Source organism: Tardiphaga sp. 839_C3_N1_4 (assembly GCF_051811045.1).
Classification (GTDB): Bacteria; Pseudomonadota; Alphaproteobacteria; order Rhizobiales; family Xanthobacteraceae; genus Tardiphaga.
This window is the reverse complement of the sequence record NZ_JBPWQD010000001.1, coordinates 2,119,565-2,135,679: the sequence shown is the minus strand read 5'-3', so window position 1 is coordinate 2,135,679 and position 16,115 is coordinate 2,119,565. Positions and strand designations below refer to the sequence as shown.

The window sequence follows — 16,115 nt, the reverse complement described above, 5'->3', positions numbered from 1 at the left end:
ACCGAACAAATTACTGGGAGCCAATATGTCAGTCATGGTCAAGAACAAGGTCGCCAATCCCGTCACGCTGCCGCTGGCCGAGTTCAAGCCTGAGCATTTCCTGCTGGCCGTGGCAGATGGTATCGCCACGGTGACGCTGAACCGGCCCGAGCGCAAGAATCCGCTGACCTTCCAGAGCTACCGTGAGCTGACGGATTTCTTCCGCGCCTGTGCGATGGATGACGACGTCAAGGTTGTGGTCGTCACCGGTGCCGGCGGCAATTTCTCGTCGGGGGGCGACGTGTTCGAAATCATCGGTCCCTTGATCGAGATGAATACCAAGGATCTCACGGCCTTCACGCGCATGACCGGCGATCTGGTCAAGGCGATGCGCGCCGCTCCGCAGCCGATCGTTGCGGCGGTGGAAGGCATCTGCGCCGGTGCCGGCGCGATCATGGCGATGGCGTCCGACTTGCGGCTCGCGGCGACCGGCACCAAGGTCGGATTCCTGTTCAACAAGGTAGGTCTGGCCGGCTGCGACATGGGTGCGTGCGCGATCCTGCCGCGCATCATTGGCCAGTCCCGGGCGTCCGAGCTGCTTTATACCGGCCGTTTCATGACGGCCGAGGAAGGCGAGCGCTGGGGCTTCTTCAGCCGCATCGTTGCGCCGGCGGAGGTGCTGGCGCAGGCCCAGATGCTGGCCAAGCAGATTTCCGAGGGGCCGACTTATGCCAACACCATGACCAAGCGCATGCTGTCGATGGAATGGGCCATGTCGGTGGAAGAGGCGATCGAAGCTGAGGCCGTGGCGCAGGCTCTGTGCATGACCACCGAGGATTTTGCCCGGGCGTTCCACGCCTTCGCGAACAAGCAGAAGCCGAAGTTTGAGGGTAATTAAAGGCGATAAGTGCGCCGTCATGGCCGGGCTTGTCCCGGCCATCTATGTCTTTCTTATTTGCGGCTTAGACGTGGATGCCCGGCACAAGGCCGGGCATGACGGAGTGGAAATTGATAATTTGATGTGCATCAAAGCTGGCGAATTGCCGGTTTGTCAGGCTTGCCAGGAATTATTTTAGGTTTAAAATATCTCCATCCAGGCACGACTGCGGAGGCTGTCATGAAGATCGCGATTATCGGTGGCGGGCCGGCGGGTCTCTATTCTGCGATCCTGCTGAAGAAGCAGCGACCGCAGGCGGAGATCACGGTCTATGAGCGCAACCGTCCCGATGACACCTTCGGCTTCGGCGTGGTGTTCTCCGACGCCACCCTAGACAATTTCGAGAAATACGATCTTCCGAGCTATCAGCGCATCACCCAGGAATTCGCCTACTGGGACGATATCGCCGTGCACTTCCGCGGCACTGTCCACCGCGTCGGCGGTAACGGCTTCTGCGGCTGTTCGCGCCGCACGCTGCTGATGATCCTGCAGGATCGCGCCCGCGAACTCGGCGTCCATCTGCTGTTCGAAGTCGATATCACCGACGAAGCGCGTTTCGCCGATGCCGATCTGATCGTGCTGGCTGATGGCATCAACAGCCACTTCCGTAACAAATATATCGAGCACTTCGCGCCCGAAGTGGACTTGCGCTCGAACAAGTTCACCTGGATGGGTTCAACCAAGCCGCTCGATGCCTTCACCTTCCTGTTCCAGGAGACCGAGTGGGGTCCGTTCATTGCCCACGCCTACCAATATGAAGCAGGCCGGTCGACCTGGATCTTCGAGACCGATCCAGAAACTTTCAAGCGCGCCGGCCTGGAAGGCCTCGGCGAGCAGGAATCCGCCGATCGGATGCATGAGATCTTCAAGTGGTTCCTCGGCGACCACAAGCTGCTGATCAACCGTTCGATGTGGCGTAACTTCCCGATGATCCGCAACAAGCGCTGGGTCAAGGACAATATGGTGCTGCTCGGCGACGCGAAGGCGACGGCACATTTTTCCATCGGCTCCGGCACCAAGCTGGCGATGGAAGACGCCATTGCCCTGCATGATGCAATGGCGAAGGCGCCCACTGTCGAGGCTGGGTTGCACGACTACGAACACGGTCGCCGCGAGGAGGTCGAGAAGATCCAGCATTCAGCGGACGTGTCGCTGGTCTGGTTCGAGCACGTGGACCGCTTTTGGGACTTCGACCCCGTGCAGTTCGCCTTCGGCGTCATGACCCGCGCCAAGGCGATTACCTACGATAACCTGACGTTGCGGGCGCCGGACTTCGTCAAGGAAGTCGACAAGTCGTTTGCGCAGAAAGTGCGTGCGCAGGGCTTCGACGTCGATGTCGAGAAACCGGAAGTGCCGATGTTCCAGCCGTTCAAGATGCGGGACATGGTGCTTGCCAATCGCGCCGTCGTGTCGCCGATGTGCATGTATTCGGCGGAAGAGGGCGTGCCGAACGATTTCCATCTGGTGCATTACGGCTCGCGCGCCATTGGCGGTGCCGGTCTCGTCTTCACTGAAATGGTCTGCGTCGGCCGCGACGCGCGCATCACGCCCGGCTGTGCCGGTCTGTGGACCGACGAGCAGGAAGCGCAGTGGAAGCGTATCGTCGATTTTGTGCACTCGACGTCGGCTGCGAAGATCTGTCTGCAGCTCGGCCATGCCGGCCGCAAGGGCGCAACCAAGCTGATGTGGGACGGTATGGACCGGCCATTGTCCGAGGGCGCCTGGGACATCACGTCGGCATCGCCGCTGCCGTATTATCCGGATAGTCAGGTGCCGGCAGAGATCGATCGCGCTGGTATGGACCGCGTCAAGGCAGAGTTCGTGGCCGCCACGATCCGTGGCGACCGCTGTGGCTTCGACATGCTCGAGATGCACACGGCGCACGGCTATCTGCTGGCGAGCTTCCTGTCGCCGCTGACCAACAAGCGCACCGATGAATATGGTGGCTCCCTTGAGAACCGGCTGCGCTTCCCGCTCGAAGTGTTCGAGGCCATGCGTGCGGCATGGCCCGCTCATAAGCCGATGTCGGTTCGCTTCTCTGCGACCGACTGGGCGGAAGGCGGTAACACCGGTGACGATGCGGTGCAGATCGCACGCGCCTTCGCCGAAGCCGGTGTCGACCTCGCCGATATCTCCACAGGACAAACCGTCAAGGAGTCGCGTCCGATCTACGGCCGCATGTTCCAGACGCCGTTCTCGGATCAGGTCCGCAACGAGGCCCGCGTCGCCACCATGTGCGTCGGCAACATCACGTCCGCCGATCAGGTCAACACGATCCTGGCCGCCGGCCGTGCGGACCTCGTCGCACTTGGCCGTCCGCACCTGACCGACCCGTCCTTCACCATCAAGGCGGCCGCTTGGTATGGTGCAAAAGACGCCTATTGCCCGCCCCAATATATGCCCGGCAAGGACCAGATTTTCCGCAACAGCGTCAGGGACAAGCAGGATTTCGAAGACCTGAAAATTAAGGCTAAGCCGAAGACCCGCGCCGAGATGCGTGCGGAGGCGGCAAAGCCACTTGCAGCTGAATGACTGGGCATGCGAGTTTAGCGGCTAAATTCTCGGCGTTGCGTCAAGTGGAGTTGGGCTGATGAAAGCAATCATCGTGGGCGGCGGCGTTGGCGGTTTGACCACCGCCTTGATGCTGCGGGCGCGGGGCATCAATTGCGAGCTCTACGAACAGGCTGACACCATCCGCGAACTCGGCGTCGGCATCAACACGCTGCCGCACGCGATCCGCGAACTCACCGGTCTCGGCCTTCTTGATCGGCTCGATGCGGTCGCGATCCGCACCGACGAGCTGCACTATCTCAATCGTCACGGCCAGGAAGTCTGGCGCGAGCAGCGCGGCTACGGCGCTGGTCATGACGTGCCGCAATTCTCGATCCACCGCGGACGTCTGCAGACCGTGATCCATCGCGCTGTCGAAGAGCGCCTTGGCGCAGAGGCGATTCACACAGGTCGTCGGCTCGGTCACTTCACGCAGGACGAAGGTGGCGTCACCGCTTATTTCTTCGATCGCAATAACAATCATGTCGAGACAGCGCGCGGCGACATCCTGATCGGCGCCGACGGTATCCACTCCAAGGTTCGGAGCACGCTGTTCCCGAATGAAGGACATCCGGTCTGGAACGGTCTGATGCTGTGGCGTGGTGCGCGCGACTGGCCGGCTTTCCTCACCGGCAACTCGATGATCGTCGCTGGCGGTCTCCACGCCAAAGTCGTGGTCTATCCGATTGCCGAAGGTGAGACTGCGGGCAACCGGCTGACCAACTGGGCTGTACTGGTGAAAACCGGCGAGGGTGGCACGCTACCGCCGCGTCGCGAGGACTGGTCACGCCCAGGCAAGCGCGACGAATTGATGCCGCATGTGGCGCGCTTCAACGTGCCGCACATCGACGTGCCCGCGCTGATCACGGCGACCCCGGAGTTCTGGGAATATCCCTGCTGCGACCGCGATCCCCTGCCGTACTGGTCGGGCGGACGCGTGACGCTGCTCGGCGACGCCGCGCATCCGATGTATCCGGTCGGCTCCAACGGCGCCTCACAGGCGATCCTCGATGCGCGCGCGCTGGCCGACTCGCTGGCTCATGCCGAGCATCCGCGCCAGGCGTTGATGGCCTATGAGCGCAAGCGCCTGCCAATGACGGCCGAGATCGTGCGCTCCAACCGCCGCGGCGGTCCGGAAGGCGTCATTGACGCCGTGGAGCAGATCGCGCCGGACGGCTTCGACAATGTCGAGAACGTGTTGAGCTACGCGCAGCGTGAAGCCATCGTGAAGGGCTATGCGCACAAGGCTGGATTCGCGGCGCAGCCCGGGCTTGCCGTGGTGAACGGCTGATCTAGCTCGCTGCAAATCGAGAATTTAGCTTTCGTCATGCCCGGGCTTGTCCCGGGCATCCACGTTTTGGACGCCGCTTAAGACGTAGATGGCCGGGACAAGCCCGGCCATGACGTCGATGATGGTATGTGGCCTGAACGAAGAGCCGCGCTTACGCGCCTGGAGGCGGCGGCAGGAAGTGGATGTTGTATTCGGCGGCGAGCGCCACCACGTCCTCGGGCTTCTGCTCTTTCATGTTGTGGATCGCCCAGAACAGGTCATAGAGGCGTCGGCTCGGCGACACCCAGAACAACACCTTGGCGTTCTGGTCCGACTTATTGAAGATGCCGTGCGGAATGCCGCGCTGCAGGCGCACCAGATCGCCCGGCGTGGCCGAAGTTTCGGAGCCGCCGAGGAAGAAGTCGAGCTTGCCTTCGAGGATGTAGAGATACTCATCCTGGTCGGGATGGATGTGCGGCGGCACGAAGGTGCCGGGCGGGAAGGTGGCGTGCCACGAGAACGAATCTTCGGTGCAGTTCTTCGGCACATAGGTCTGGCCGAGGATGTTCCAGGTGATGCCCTGCATGCCTTCATTGGCGCGGGTGATGCCGGCGATCTCGGTTTTCATGGTTGGTCCTTCCTTGGGTCACGCATTACGACGCGTCGGGTGGTACTCGAAAACAGTTGATCAAACGTGGAGGAAACGGTCCTTCACGGTGGAGTCGCTCTTCAGTTGTTCGGACGTGCCGGTCCACACCACACGGCCTTTTTCGATCACCACATGACGATCGGCGAAGCCGGCGAGCGCATCGACATTCTTGTCGATGACCAGAATGGACTGACGCTCGGCCTTGAGCTTCTTCAGGCAATTCCAGATCTCAAGGCGAATGAGCGGGGCGAGGCCTTCGGTGGCTTCATCGAGAATGAGCAGCTTCGGATTGGTCATCAGCGCGCGGCCGACGGCCAGCATCTGCTGCTCGCCGCCCGACAACTGCGTGCCGAGATTGCTGCGACGTTCCTTGAGGCGCGGAAACAGCTCGTAGATCTTGTCCAGCGTCCAGCGTGCCGGCGGATGCCGCACGGCGGCGGTGGCGACCAGGTTTTCCTCGACGGTCAGTGTGGGAAATATCTGGCGGCCTTCGGGCACCAGACCGATGCCTGCCTGGGCGATGCGATAGGACGGCAGCCCGGCCATCGGTTTGTCGTCGAAGGTGACGGTGCCGCCAGTCGGATGAATCAGCCCCATGATGGCGTTGATGGTGGTCGTCTTTCCCATGCCGTTGCGACCGAGCAGGGTCACGACCTCACCAGTGCCGATATTCAACGAAATATCGAACAGAACTTTGGCGGCGCCGTAAGCAGCCTGGAGATTTAAAACTGAAAGCATCAGGCGGCCTCCTCGCCGAGATAGGCGGTGCGCACCTCTGCATTGTCGCGGATGCTCTGCGGCGAGCCGGACGCGATGATGCGGCCATAAACCAGGACCGAGACGCGGTCAGCCAGTGCGAAGACGGCGTCCATATCGTGTTCGATCAGCACGACGGGAAGTTCCTTGCGCAGCTCCTGCAGCGTGTCGATCAGTCGCTGTGATTCATCGTGGCTGGTGCCGGCGAGCGGTTCGTCGAGCAGCAGCAGTTTTGGTTGCGCCGCCAGTGCAATGGCGATTTCGAGCTGGCGTTTCTCGCCATGCGACATCTGCCCGGCCGGCACGCTTGCGCGAGCGGCGAGGCCGAAGCGCGACAGCAGCGCCATGGCGGTGTCGTTCAGCGCTGATTCCTTCGACGCATTGCCGAAGAAGCTGAAGCTCGAGCCGCTGCGTGCCTGAACGGCGATGGCGACATTCTCCAGTGCGGAGAAGCGCGGCAGGATCGAGGTGATCTGGAACGAGCGCACCAGGCCCATCCGCGCACGCTCTGCCATCGGTAACCGCGACACGTCTTGGCCGTCGAATATGATACGGCCGGAGTCCGATTGTGCGTGTCCGGAAATCTGGTGGATCAGCGTGGTCTTGCCGGCGCCGTTGGGGCCGATGATGGCGTGCAATTCGCCCGCCTCGATGTTCAGCGATACGTCGTCGGTGACGCGCAGGGCGCCGTAGTTCTTGCAGATGTTCTGCAACTGAAGCGGAGCGCTACTCATGATTTGCTCCCGAACAATCCGGTGATGCCGCCGCGGGCGTATAGCACGACGAGAATGAGGATGGGTCCGAAGATCAGTGCCCAGTTTTCCGTGTAATGCGACAGGATATCTGCCAGCAGGCTGAACACGGCGGCGCCGATGATTGCGCCATGCAGCGAGCCGAGGCCGCCGAGCACCAGTACGAAGATCAGGTCGCCGGAGCGCTGCCAGGCCGTATAGGCCGGGCTGACGAATTCGGTCTGGTTGGCAAGCAGAAAGCCCGACACGCCGGCAATCATGCCGGCAATGACGTAGGCAGTGAGCTGATAACGATACGGCGCAAAGCCGATCGCTTCCATACGTACGGGATTCTCGCGAATGCCGCGCAGCACCCGACCGAAGCGGGACGCGACGATAGCGCGGAGCAGCAGATAAGCGCCGAGCAGCACGCCGAAGGCGACGTAATACATCGCCACATCGTTCTTCAAGAACTTCGAGCCGAAGAACATGCTGCGCGATGCCAGCGTCAGCCCGTCGTCACCGCCATAGGCAGCCAGCGAAGTGCCGAGGAAGAACAGCATCTGGCCAAAAGCCAGCGTGATCATGATGAAATAGACGCCCTTGGTCCGCAGCGAGATCGCGCCCGTGAAGAGAGCGAAGAGGAGAGAGACGCCGAGCGCCACCGCAAGCTGGATGAAGCCGTCGGTGATTCCGTGGCTGGCAAGGATCGCGACGCTGTAGGCGCCAAGGCCGACATAGGCGGCATGGCCGAACGAGATCATGGCGCCGTAGCCGATCAGCAGATCGAGTGACATGGCGGCGAGCGCCAGGATCATGATGCGCGTGACCAGCGCGAGGATGAAGCTCTGCGATCCCCATAGTGCCGAGAGCGGCACAAGGGCGAAGATCACAAGCACGATCAGCGGCAGCAGATAGGCCCGGCTGGCACGCGGAGGCGTTGCGAGGGCAGGCGAAGCGGGGGTGTCGAGGTCGACGAGATTGTTCATGGTCTGCTCCCCTTACTGCTTGGACGGGAACAGGCCGGATGGCCGGAAGAACAGCACCGCAGCCATCAGGATATAGATCAGCATCGGCGCAATGGCGCGGCCGGTCTGGCTGGCCGCCGAGGGATCGAGCAGTAGCTTGAGCAGCGTGGGCGCAAAGAAACGTCCGAGCGTATCGACGAGACCGATCAGCAGCGCCGCGATGAAGGCACCGCGGATCGAGCCGATGCCGCCGATGACGATCACCACGAAAGCAAGAATGAGCACGTTGTCGCCCATGCCGGGCTCTACCGAGAGGATCGGCGCAACCATGGCGCCGGCGAAGCCCGCGAGCATGGCGCCGACGCCGAACACGATGGTGAACAGCAGGCGGATATTGACGCCCAGCGCGGAGACCATGGCAGCGTTGCTGGCGCCGGCACGCACGAGCATGCCAAGCTTGGTCTTGTTGACGACGAGATAGAGCGCGAGGCCGACAGCCAGACCGACGGCGATGATGACGAGACGCCAGACCGGATAGAGCATGCCGTCGGTGATTTCGACCGCGCCCGACAGCGCGTCAGGAATTGCAACATTTAGCGGCGCTGCGCCCCAGATGTATTTGACGGCCTGATTGAGGAAGATGATGACCCCAAACGTCGCGAGCACCTGATCGAGATGGTCGCGATCATACAAATGTCGAAAGATCAGGATCTCCAGCAGAAGCCCGAAAATCAGTGCAGCAGGTAGCGCCAGTGCGAGGCCGGCGACGAAACTGCCGGTCATGGTGGTGAAGGCGGCAACCAGATAGGCGCCGACCATGTATTGCACGCCATGTGCAAGATTGATGAAGTCCATGACGCCAAACACCAGCGTGAGGCCGGCGGCGATCAGGAACAGGATCAATCCGAACTGCAGGCCGTTCAGGATCTGGACGAGGGCAAGCGTGAGGGTCATCAGATAACTTGGTTTCTATACTGAGATAAACACGGGCCGATAAAACACCGGGCCGTCCCGCCTTCGCGGCAACGGCCCGGTGATGAGCGATCGCCAGGGCGATTACTGCGCAGCGCAGTCCTTGGCGTAGCGATCGCCGTAGTTCGAGAACACCTTCTCGACGATCTCGGTCTGGAACTTGCCGTCAGCGCGCTTGGCAACCTTGGTCAGGAAGAAGTCCTGAACGGGATAGCCGTTGTTGCTGAACTTGAAGCCGCCACGAATCGACGGGAAGTCGGCCTTCTTCATGGCTGCAGCCACCTTGGCCTTGTCCGAGAGGTCGCCCTTCACGGCAGTGACTGCGCTATTGATCAGCATGGCCGCGTCATAGGACTGGAAGGCGTAGGTCGCCGGCACGCTGTTATAAGCTTTCTCGTACTCTGCCACGAACTTCTTGTTCTGCGGAGTGTCGAGGGTCGGCGCCCAGTTCGAACCACCGAACATGCCGATCGCCGCGTCCTGCTGAGCCGGCAGCGTCGATTCATCGACGGTGAAGGTCGACAAGAACGGAATGCGGTCGAGCAGGCCGGCCTGCTTGTACTGCTTGACGAGGTTCACGCCCATGCCGCCCGGCATGAAGGTGAGCACGGCATCAGGCTTCATTGATGCGATCTTGGAGAGCTCGGCCTGGAAGTCGAGCGTGCCGAGCGGGATGAAGGATTCCTCGAGGATCTCGCCCTTGAAGTCCATCTTCACGCCGGCGACGAAGTCCTTGCCGGCCTGATAGTTCGGGGTCATCAGGTAGATCTTCTTGTAGCCGCGCTTCTGGGCCACGTTACCGAGGATCTGGTGGATCTGGTCGTTCTGATACGACGTCACATAGAAGTACGGATTGCACTCCTTGCCCGCGTAGCTCGACGGACCGGCATTCGGTGAGATCAGGAAGGTCTTGTTCTCGGTGACCGGTTTGTGGATCGCGCCCAGGATGTTCGAGAAGATCGGGCCGACCACGAAGTCGACCTTGTCGCGCTCCAGCAGACCCTTGACCTTGGTGACGGCGACGTCCGGCTTGAGCTCGTCATCGACGACGATGACTTCGACATCCTTGCCGCCCATCTTGCCGCCGAGATCCTTGACGGCGAGGTTGAAGCCGTCGCGCGCCTGCTGGCCGAGCACAGCACCGGCGCCCGACAGCGACACGATCACGCCGACCTTGATCTTTTCCTGCGCCATGGCCGGGATGGCCGAAACGCTCATCATCAGGGCGGCCAAACCGGCCAATTTGAGAGACTGCTTCATTAACTTCTCCTCCACTCGGCCGCGACAGGCAGCCGAAAAACGTGCCAACCCAGAATTCTGTTCTTTTGCCTAGATTATGCTCACGACGGGCGCACCCGCAAGCAATGTAAATGACTTCCAGGCGTCAGAAATCAGCCGAATACGCTATGCAAACCGTAGGCCAATTTATTTGAACCTTAAAGAAATATTCAAAATCGACGGCGGTCAAGGCTGCGGCGTTTTGGCTTGCGGTCGGACGGAAATTCCTTGAAGGTCAAAGGATCGGTATGGGGCGGTACGAGATTGTGGATTGCCGGTCTCTCGGCCGCCGCAGGAGCTTCAAGCAGGTAAGATTGCATCATGATTCTCGATTCCGAGACCAAGGCCGTCGAACTTCCCGATGATCACGGCGATGAGCTGCGCCTGTGGCTCCGGCTCCTGACCTGTACGACGTTGATCGAGGGTGAAGTCCGCAGCCGCTTGCGCGAACGCTTCGATGTCACGCTCCCACGCTTCGATCTGATGGCCCAGCTCGACAAAGTGCCCGACGGTATGACCCTGTCGGATGTCTCGAAGCGGATGATGGTGTCGAACGGCAATGTGACCGGCCTGGTCGAGCGTCTTGTCGAATCCGGCCACGTCGATCGCCGCACCTCCGACACCGATCGCCGGGTGCAGGTGATCCGGCTCACCAAACTTGGCCGCGCGGAGTTCCGCAAGATGGCCGAAGAACACGAGACCTGGATCGCCGAAATCTTCACGGATCTGGCGCCGAAGGATGTTCGCGAACTGATGCGGCTGCTCGCCAAGACCAAGGCTTCCGCGCAGAAGGCGGCGCAAAAGGCAGCGAACGGCAAGGCGCCGTAAACGCGACGCGGTGAGTGCAGTGATCGATCTCGAAGCCGAATACAACAATCGCGCAAAAGTCCCGGAAAGCTCTGCGCTGATTGCCGGCTGGGCACAAGACGCCAAAGCCTATCGCGACAGCGGCGTGCTGATGCGTGCCATTCCATATGGCTCAGGCGCACGGCACACGATCGACTACTTCCCCGCCGGCGACAAAGGTCCGATTGTCGTCTTCATTCACGGTGGCTACTGGCAGGCACTGGACAGCTCTTACTTCAGCCATCTGGCGCGGGGGCTGAATAGCCATGGCATCAGCGTGGCGATCCCCAGCTACGATTTGTGCCCGAACGTCTCGGTCGGTGATATCATCGTGCAGATGCGTGCGGCGACCCGCGAACTGGCGAAGCTCGGCCGGCGGCTCGTCGTGTCGGGCCATTCGGCGGGCGGTCATCTCGCGGCCTGCATGCTGGCGACGGACTGGTGTGCGCTCGATTCCGCGCTGCCGCAGGACCTGATTGTCGGCGCCTATGCGATCTCTGGGCTGTTCGATCTGGCGCCGCTGGTGCCGACGTCCATTAACAATGCATTGCATTTGAACGATGCCGGCGCCCGTGAGGTCAGTCCGTTGTTCTGGCCGGTGCCTTCGCGTGGGTCTCTCGATGCGGTGGTTGGTGGCGACGAGGGTGTCGAATATTTGCGGCAGAGCCAAAGCATCGTCGACGCCTGGGGTGTCCATATTCCCGCGCGCTTCGAAGCGCTTCCCGGCGCAAATCATTTTACCGCCGTGGCACCGCTGGCCGATCCGCAGTCCGCCATGGTGCTGCGGCTGAAGGCGCTGGCCACGCTTTAGGCGCGGTTGCCTAAACAAACTGCGCAAATTCGCATCCTCCGCCGAAAATTTCGGCGTGCCGCAAGACTCCGCAGTTGCGGAAAACTGTTTTAAGTCTAAAATGATATTTGGATGACGTTGCCGGGCATCTGACGTGACGGGAGCATTGCAATGGCCGCTGATACTCAGCTGACAAAGCCTTATACGGCGCATGTTGATACGTTTGCGCGGGACAATATGCCCCCGCCGGAACAGCTACCGGAGTTTCTGTTCACGCGGCCCGAATTTCATTATCCGCCGCGCATCAATTGCGTGGTGCCGTTTCTCGATCGCTGGGTCGCAGAAGGGCGCGGCGATGCGCCGTGCATGATCGGGCTGAACGAGAGCTACACCTATCGCGAGCTCTATGAACTCGTGAACAAGATCAGCAACGTGCTGGTGGGCAAGCTCGGCCTTGTCACCGGTGGCCGCGTGCTGCTGCGTTCCGCCAACAATCCGATGATGGTTGCGACCTATCTCGCCATCATCAAGGCCGGCGGCGTCTGCGTGTCGACCATGCCGCTGCTGCGCGCCAAGGAACTGTCCTATCCGCTGCAGAAGGCGAAGATCTCGCTGGCGTTGTGCGACAGCAAGCTGTCGGACGAGATGGAGAAGGCCAAGGCGGTTTCGCCCGAACTCAAGCGCGTTGTCTATTGGGGCACTGGCGAAGCCGAACTCGACAAGATGATCGCCGAGGCGAGCCCGGAATTCACCGCCGTCGATACAGCTTCGGATGATATCTGCCTGATCGCCTTCACTTCGGGCACGACGGGCGACCCGAAGGGCACCATGCATTTCCATCGCGACATGCTCGCGGTGTGCGATGGCTTTGCGCGCAATGTGCTGCGTGCCAGCCCGGAAGATCGCTTCATCGGTTCGGCGCCGCTGGCCTTCACGTTTGGTTTCGGCGGCGTACTGTTCCCGCTGCATATCGGCGCGTCCTTTGTGGTGCTCGAGAAGGCGGGCCCGGACGAGCTGCCTCTGGCCGTTGCCAAGCACAAGGTGACGGTGTGCTTCACCGCGCCCACCGCCTATCGCGCCATTCTCGGCAAGATCGACCAGTACGATCTCTCGACGCTGCGCAAATGCGTCTCCGCCGGCGAGACGCTGCCGAAGGGCACCTATGATGCATGGCTGAAGGCAACTGGCATCAAGCTGATGGATGGCATCGGCGGCACCGAAATGCTGCACATCTTCATTTGCGCCATTGAGGAAGAAATCCGTCCGGGCTCGACCGGCAAGCCGGTGCCCGGCTATGTCGCCAAGATCATCGACGACGAAGGCAACGAAGTGGCACCCGGCACGCTAGGCCGTCTCGCCGTGAAGGGCCCGACGGGCTGCAAATATCTCGCCGATCCGCGTCAACTCAAATTTGTCCAGAACGGCTGGAACATCACCGGCGACACCTTCCTGATGGATGAGGATGGCTACTTCTGGTACCAGTCGCGCTCGGACGACATGATCGTGTCGGCGGGTTACAATATCGCTGGCCCCGATGTCGAAGCGGCTTTGCTCACCCATGAAGCCGTGGTCGATTGCGGCGTTGTCGGTTGCCCCGATGCCGACCGCGGCATGATCGTGAAGGCTTATGTCGTTCTGGCTCCCGGTCAAGCGGGGAGCGACGCGCTGGCGACCGAGTTGCAGAACCACGTGAAGCGCGAGATCGCGCCTTACAAATATCCGCGCGCCATCGAATTCGTGACGCAACTGCCCAAGACCGAGACCGGCAAGCTGAAGCGCTTTGCGCTTCGCCAGCAGGCCGCGGCGGGCGCGTCACCGACCGTTGCTGCATAAGTTTGAAGACGTTTCTTTCAGGGAGGATTGCCCGGTGAATGCACCAAAGGGCCCGACATTGACCGTGGTGCCAAACGCAAAGGGCGATGTTGCAGCATCCGTTTCGCGCGCATTGCAGCCGAGTGGCTGGCCGAAGCCCAAAGGCTATGCCAACGGCATGACGGCAGATGGCCGCATCGTCGTGACCGGTGGCGTGATTGGCTGGGACGCCGAGGAGAAGCTGAAGCCTGATTTTGTATCGCAGGTGCGTCAGGCACTGCAGAACATTTCCGACATCCTCGCGGAAGGTGGCGCGAAGCCCGAGCATCTCGTGCGGCTGACCTGGTATGTCGTCGATATGGAAGAATATCTCGGCAATCTCAAAGCACTCGGTCAGGCCTATCGCGAGATCTTCGGTGCGCACTATCCGGCCATGGCGCTGGTGCAGGTCGTGCGGCTGGTCGAACTCGCTGCGCGCGTCGAGATCGAGGCGACTGCGGTGGTGCCGCGTTAAGCGGCGCTACTTAGCCTCGATAAACTCTGTCGGGCTCTTGCCTGTTACTTGCCGGAACGCGTGCGAAAACGCCGAGAAGCTGGCATAGCCGAGATCGGCAGCGAGCTGCTTGACCGACGCGTTGCGGTTCATCGATAGTCGTTCGATCGCCTCTGCGATCCGGGCGCGTTGACACCAGCTCTTGAAGCTCAGTTGCGTCTCTGCCGCAAAAAGTCGCGACAAAGTGCGTGCGGACGTGCCGACGGCGCGTGCCAGTGTTTCGATCTCGTAAGTCTGCGTCGGATGGGCCAGCATGATCTCCGCCGCGCGTCGGCAGCGCGGCTCTTGCGGCAGCGGCATGAAGGTCGCGGGATCGCCGGCTTGGTGCAGTTCGAGCATGGCAATCTCGATCAACAGCCGATTGCGCGTGACGTCGTCGCGCCCATCGAATAGCGCCAGGATCGACTCGTGTAACAGGCGCGACACGCGCACCACGAACTCCGCTGCGAGATCGCCATTGCGTCGGTCCCGCGCCAGCCAATCGACGTTGAAATACAGCGAACGCATCTCGATGTCGGCCAGCACATCGATGGCGTGGGGCAGGTGGGCCGGAACCCAGACCGCGCGGTCCGGTGGCACCAGCCAACGGCCCTTCGGAGTCGTGACCTGCATAGTGCCCGCAGCGGCGAACACGAGTTGCGCCTCGCGATGGGCATGGGTGTCCAGCCGGATGCCCTTGCGGTAGCGCGTCGCCAGGATGTGGACGCCGTCGGTCGCAGAGCGCCGTCGCTCGGATAAGTCCAGGATTGGCGGTTCTGCGACATTCATTGGCAACATCCCGTTAGAGCAAGCTCATATAACGGCATTCCAAGGTTGCCAAGGAATCGATTCATGAACGTCCCCAGCCGGGTCATCACCCTCGTTAATGTCGCCCATTTCATCGATCACTACGCGATGCTGATCTTTGCGGCGGCGGTGCTCGTGATGGGTCCGGCCATGAATATGACCTATACCGAGCTGCTGCCCTATGCGACGCCGGGCTTCATGGCGTTTGGGGCCGGCTCGTTGGTGACCGGTTGGCTCGGGGACCGCTGGAGCCGTCGCCATATGATGGTGATCTTCTTCTACGGCATTGGTCTGTCGATGATGGCTGTCGGCCTGGTGCAGACGCCTTTGCAGCTTGGTGCGGCGCTGTTCTCGGTTGGCCTATTCGCGTCGATCTATCATCCGGTCGGCACGGCGATGATCGTCTCCTATGCCGACAAGCTTGGCAGTGCGATGGGCATCAACGGCGTGTTCGGCAATTTCGGCGTGGCATCTTCCGCACTGATCACCGGCGTACTCGGTCAGTTTCTCGGCTGGCGCTGGGCCTTCATCATTCCCGGCCTGGTCACCGTTGCGGCCGGCGTTGTCTTCATGCGCGAGGTCGCGCATGAAGATCGCTCGGGATTCAAACAGGCCTCGGCGCAAGCGCGCGTCGCGAAGTCCGACATGTGGCGTGTGATCCTTGCACTGTTGGTCACGGTGGTCGCGATCTCCACCGTCTTCAACGCCATCACCGTCGCGCTGCCAAAACTGTTTGCCGAGCGTCTGTCCGATATGACGGACAGCCCGGCATTGCTCGGCATCATTGCCGCCTGCGTCTATGTCTTCGGCGCGGCCACCCAGTACAACATCGGCAAGCTGATCGATAAGCACTCGCTGAGGGCGGTGAGCATTCCGTTGTCGCTAGTGCTCGCGCCGTTTCTGTATTTCGCAGCGTCGCAGTCGAACATCTCACTGATTGTCGTCGCGATCGGAATCATCGTTGGTCTGTTCGGGCAGATCACCGTCAATGAGGCGATCGTCGGCAAGTATACAAGCGAGGAGTGGCGGTCGCGCGCTTATGCCGTGCGTTATTTCGTTGGCTTTACCGCAGCGGGAGCCTCGGTCGGGCTTGTCGCATGGTTGTACGAGCAGGGTGGCTTCATCATGATGCTGCACGCCTTTGCCGCCTTGTCGGCGCTGGTGATCGTCGCCGCATTGATTTTGCCGCGGGAGTTGCCACCAGCAAAAGCACCTGCGGCGTAAAACTTCTCGCTTTA

15 protein-coding genes are annotated in these 16,115 nt (G+C 61.2%); 8 read left to right on the top strand and 7 right to left on the bottom strand.

Going from position 1 to position 16,115, the window contains the following annotated elements:
* The first annotated feature begins 34 nt into the window (after nucleotides 1-34).
* The 3 genes from AB8A38_RS10340 to AB8A38_RS10330 all read left to right on the top strand — a co-directional run bounded on the left by AB8A38_RS10340 (nucleotide 35) and on the right by AB8A38_RS10330 (nucleotide 4,757).
* Nucleotides 35-877 carry an enoyl-CoA hydratase family protein gene (locus AB8A38_RS10340; protein ID WP_439088493.1) on the top strand — a complete coding sequence of 281 codons (843 nt, stop codon included), beginning with the start codon at nucleotides 35-37 and terminating at the stop codon, nucleotides 875-877.
* Nucleotides 878-1,096: 219 nt separating this feature from the next.
* Complete coding sequence (locus tag AB8A38_RS10335; RefSeq protein ID WP_439085908.1) at nucleotides 1,097-3,448, top strand: bifunctional salicylyl-CoA 5-hydroxylase/oxidoreductase; 2,352 nt, start codon at nucleotides 1,097-1,099, stop codon at nucleotides 3,446-3,448.
* Nucleotides 3,449-3,506: 58 nt separating this feature from the next.
* Entirely contained in the window at nucleotides 3,507-4,757 is a 1,251-nt protein-coding gene (locus AB8A38_RS10330) for a flavin-dependent oxidoreductase (RefSeq protein ID WP_439085907.1), read from the top strand.
* Between the two features lie 151 nt (nucleotides 4,758-4,908).
* Here AB8A38_RS10330 and AB8A38_RS10325 read toward each other — a convergent pair whose 3' ends face one another.
* The 6 genes from AB8A38_RS10325 to AB8A38_RS10300 form a co-directional block, all read right to left on the bottom strand.
* Nucleotides 4,909-5,364, bottom strand: coding sequence for a cupin domain-containing protein (locus AB8A38_RS10325; RefSeq protein WP_089267419.1), 456 nt, complete (start codon nucleotides 5,362-5,364; stop codon nucleotides 4,909-4,911).
* A 60-nt stretch (nucleotides 5,365-5,424) separates the two neighbouring features.
* Nucleotides 5,425-6,123: an ABC transporter ATP-binding protein gene (locus AB8A38_RS10320; RefSeq protein WP_439085906.1), complete on the bottom strand. Its 699-nt coding sequence runs from the start codon at nucleotides 6,121-6,123 to the stop codon at nucleotides 5,425-5,427.
* Nucleotides 6,123-6,875 carry an ABC transporter ATP-binding protein gene (locus tag AB8A38_RS10315; RefSeq protein WP_439085905.1) on the bottom strand — a complete coding sequence of 251 codons (753 nt, stop codon included), beginning with the start codon at nucleotides 6,873-6,875 and terminating at the stop codon, nucleotides 6,123-6,125. The genes AB8A38_RS10320 and AB8A38_RS10315 overlap by 1 nt, the downstream gene beginning before the upstream one ends.
* A complete protein-coding gene (locus AB8A38_RS10310) occupies nucleotides 6,872-7,861 on the bottom strand; it encodes a branched-chain amino acid ABC transporter permease (RefSeq protein ID WP_439085904.1) in 990 nt (329 codons plus the stop codon). The genes AB8A38_RS10315 and AB8A38_RS10310 overlap by 4 nt, the downstream gene beginning before the upstream one ends.
* 12 nt (nucleotides 7,862-7,873) lie before the next feature.
* On the bottom strand, nucleotides 7,874-8,794 hold the full coding sequence (locus AB8A38_RS10305) for a branched-chain amino acid ABC transporter permease (protein WP_439085903.1): 921 nt from the start codon (nucleotides 8,792-8,794) through the stop codon (nucleotides 7,874-7,876).
* 102 nt (nucleotides 8,795-8,896) lie between these two features.
* Nucleotides 8,897-10,072 carry an ABC transporter substrate-binding protein gene (locus AB8A38_RS10300; RefSeq protein ID WP_439085902.1) on the bottom strand — a complete coding sequence of 392 codons (1,176 nt, stop codon included), beginning with the start codon at nucleotides 10,070-10,072 and terminating at the stop codon, nucleotides 8,897-8,899.
* A 339-nt stretch (nucleotides 10,073-10,411) separates the two neighbouring features.
* Here AB8A38_RS10300 and AB8A38_RS10295 point away from each other — a divergent pair, with 339 nt between their 5' ends.
* From AB8A38_RS10295 to AB8A38_RS10280, 4 genes are all read left to right on the top strand, one after another.
* Nucleotides 10,412-10,918 carry a MarR family winged helix-turn-helix transcriptional regulator gene (locus AB8A38_RS10295; protein ID WP_184514565.1) on the top strand — a complete coding sequence of 169 codons (507 nt, stop codon included), beginning with the start codon at nucleotides 10,412-10,414 and terminating at the stop codon, nucleotides 10,916-10,918.
* Nucleotides 10,919-10,937: 19 nt separating this feature from the next.
* Nucleotides 10,938-11,747 (top strand): alpha/beta hydrolase, encoded by an 810-nt coding sequence (locus tag AB8A38_RS10290; RefSeq protein ID WP_439085901.1) that lies wholly within the window; start codon nucleotides 10,938-10,940, stop codon nucleotides 11,745-11,747.
* A 144-nt stretch (nucleotides 11,748-11,891) separates the two neighbouring features.
* On the top strand, nucleotides 11,892-13,559 hold the full coding sequence (locus tag AB8A38_RS10285; protein ID WP_439088492.1) for an AMP-binding protein: 1,668 nt from the start codon (nucleotides 11,892-11,894) through the stop codon (nucleotides 13,557-13,559).
* Nucleotides 13,560-13,593: 34 nt separating this feature from the next.
* Nucleotides 13,594-14,052 carry a RidA family protein gene (locus AB8A38_RS10280; RefSeq protein WP_089267412.1) on the top strand — a complete coding sequence of 153 codons (459 nt, stop codon included), beginning with the start codon at nucleotides 13,594-13,596 and terminating at the stop codon, nucleotides 14,050-14,052.
* Nucleotides 14,053-14,058: 6 nt separating this feature from the next.
* On the opposite strand, the gene AB8A38_RS10275 is transcribed toward AB8A38_RS10280, so the two are convergent.
* Entirely contained in the window at nucleotides 14,059-14,859 is an 801-nt protein-coding gene (locus tag AB8A38_RS10275) for an AraC family transcriptional regulator (RefSeq protein WP_439085900.1), read from the bottom strand.
* A 63-nt stretch (nucleotides 14,860-14,922) separates the two neighbouring features.
* Here AB8A38_RS10275 and AB8A38_RS10270 point away from each other — a divergent pair, with 63 nt between their 5' ends.
* Nucleotides 14,923-16,101 carry an MFS transporter gene (locus tag AB8A38_RS10270; protein WP_439085899.1) on the top strand — a complete coding sequence of 393 codons (1,179 nt, stop codon included), beginning with the start codon at nucleotides 14,923-14,925 and terminating at the stop codon, nucleotides 16,099-16,101.
* The last annotated feature ends 14 nt before the right edge of the window (nucleotides 16,102-16,115 follow it).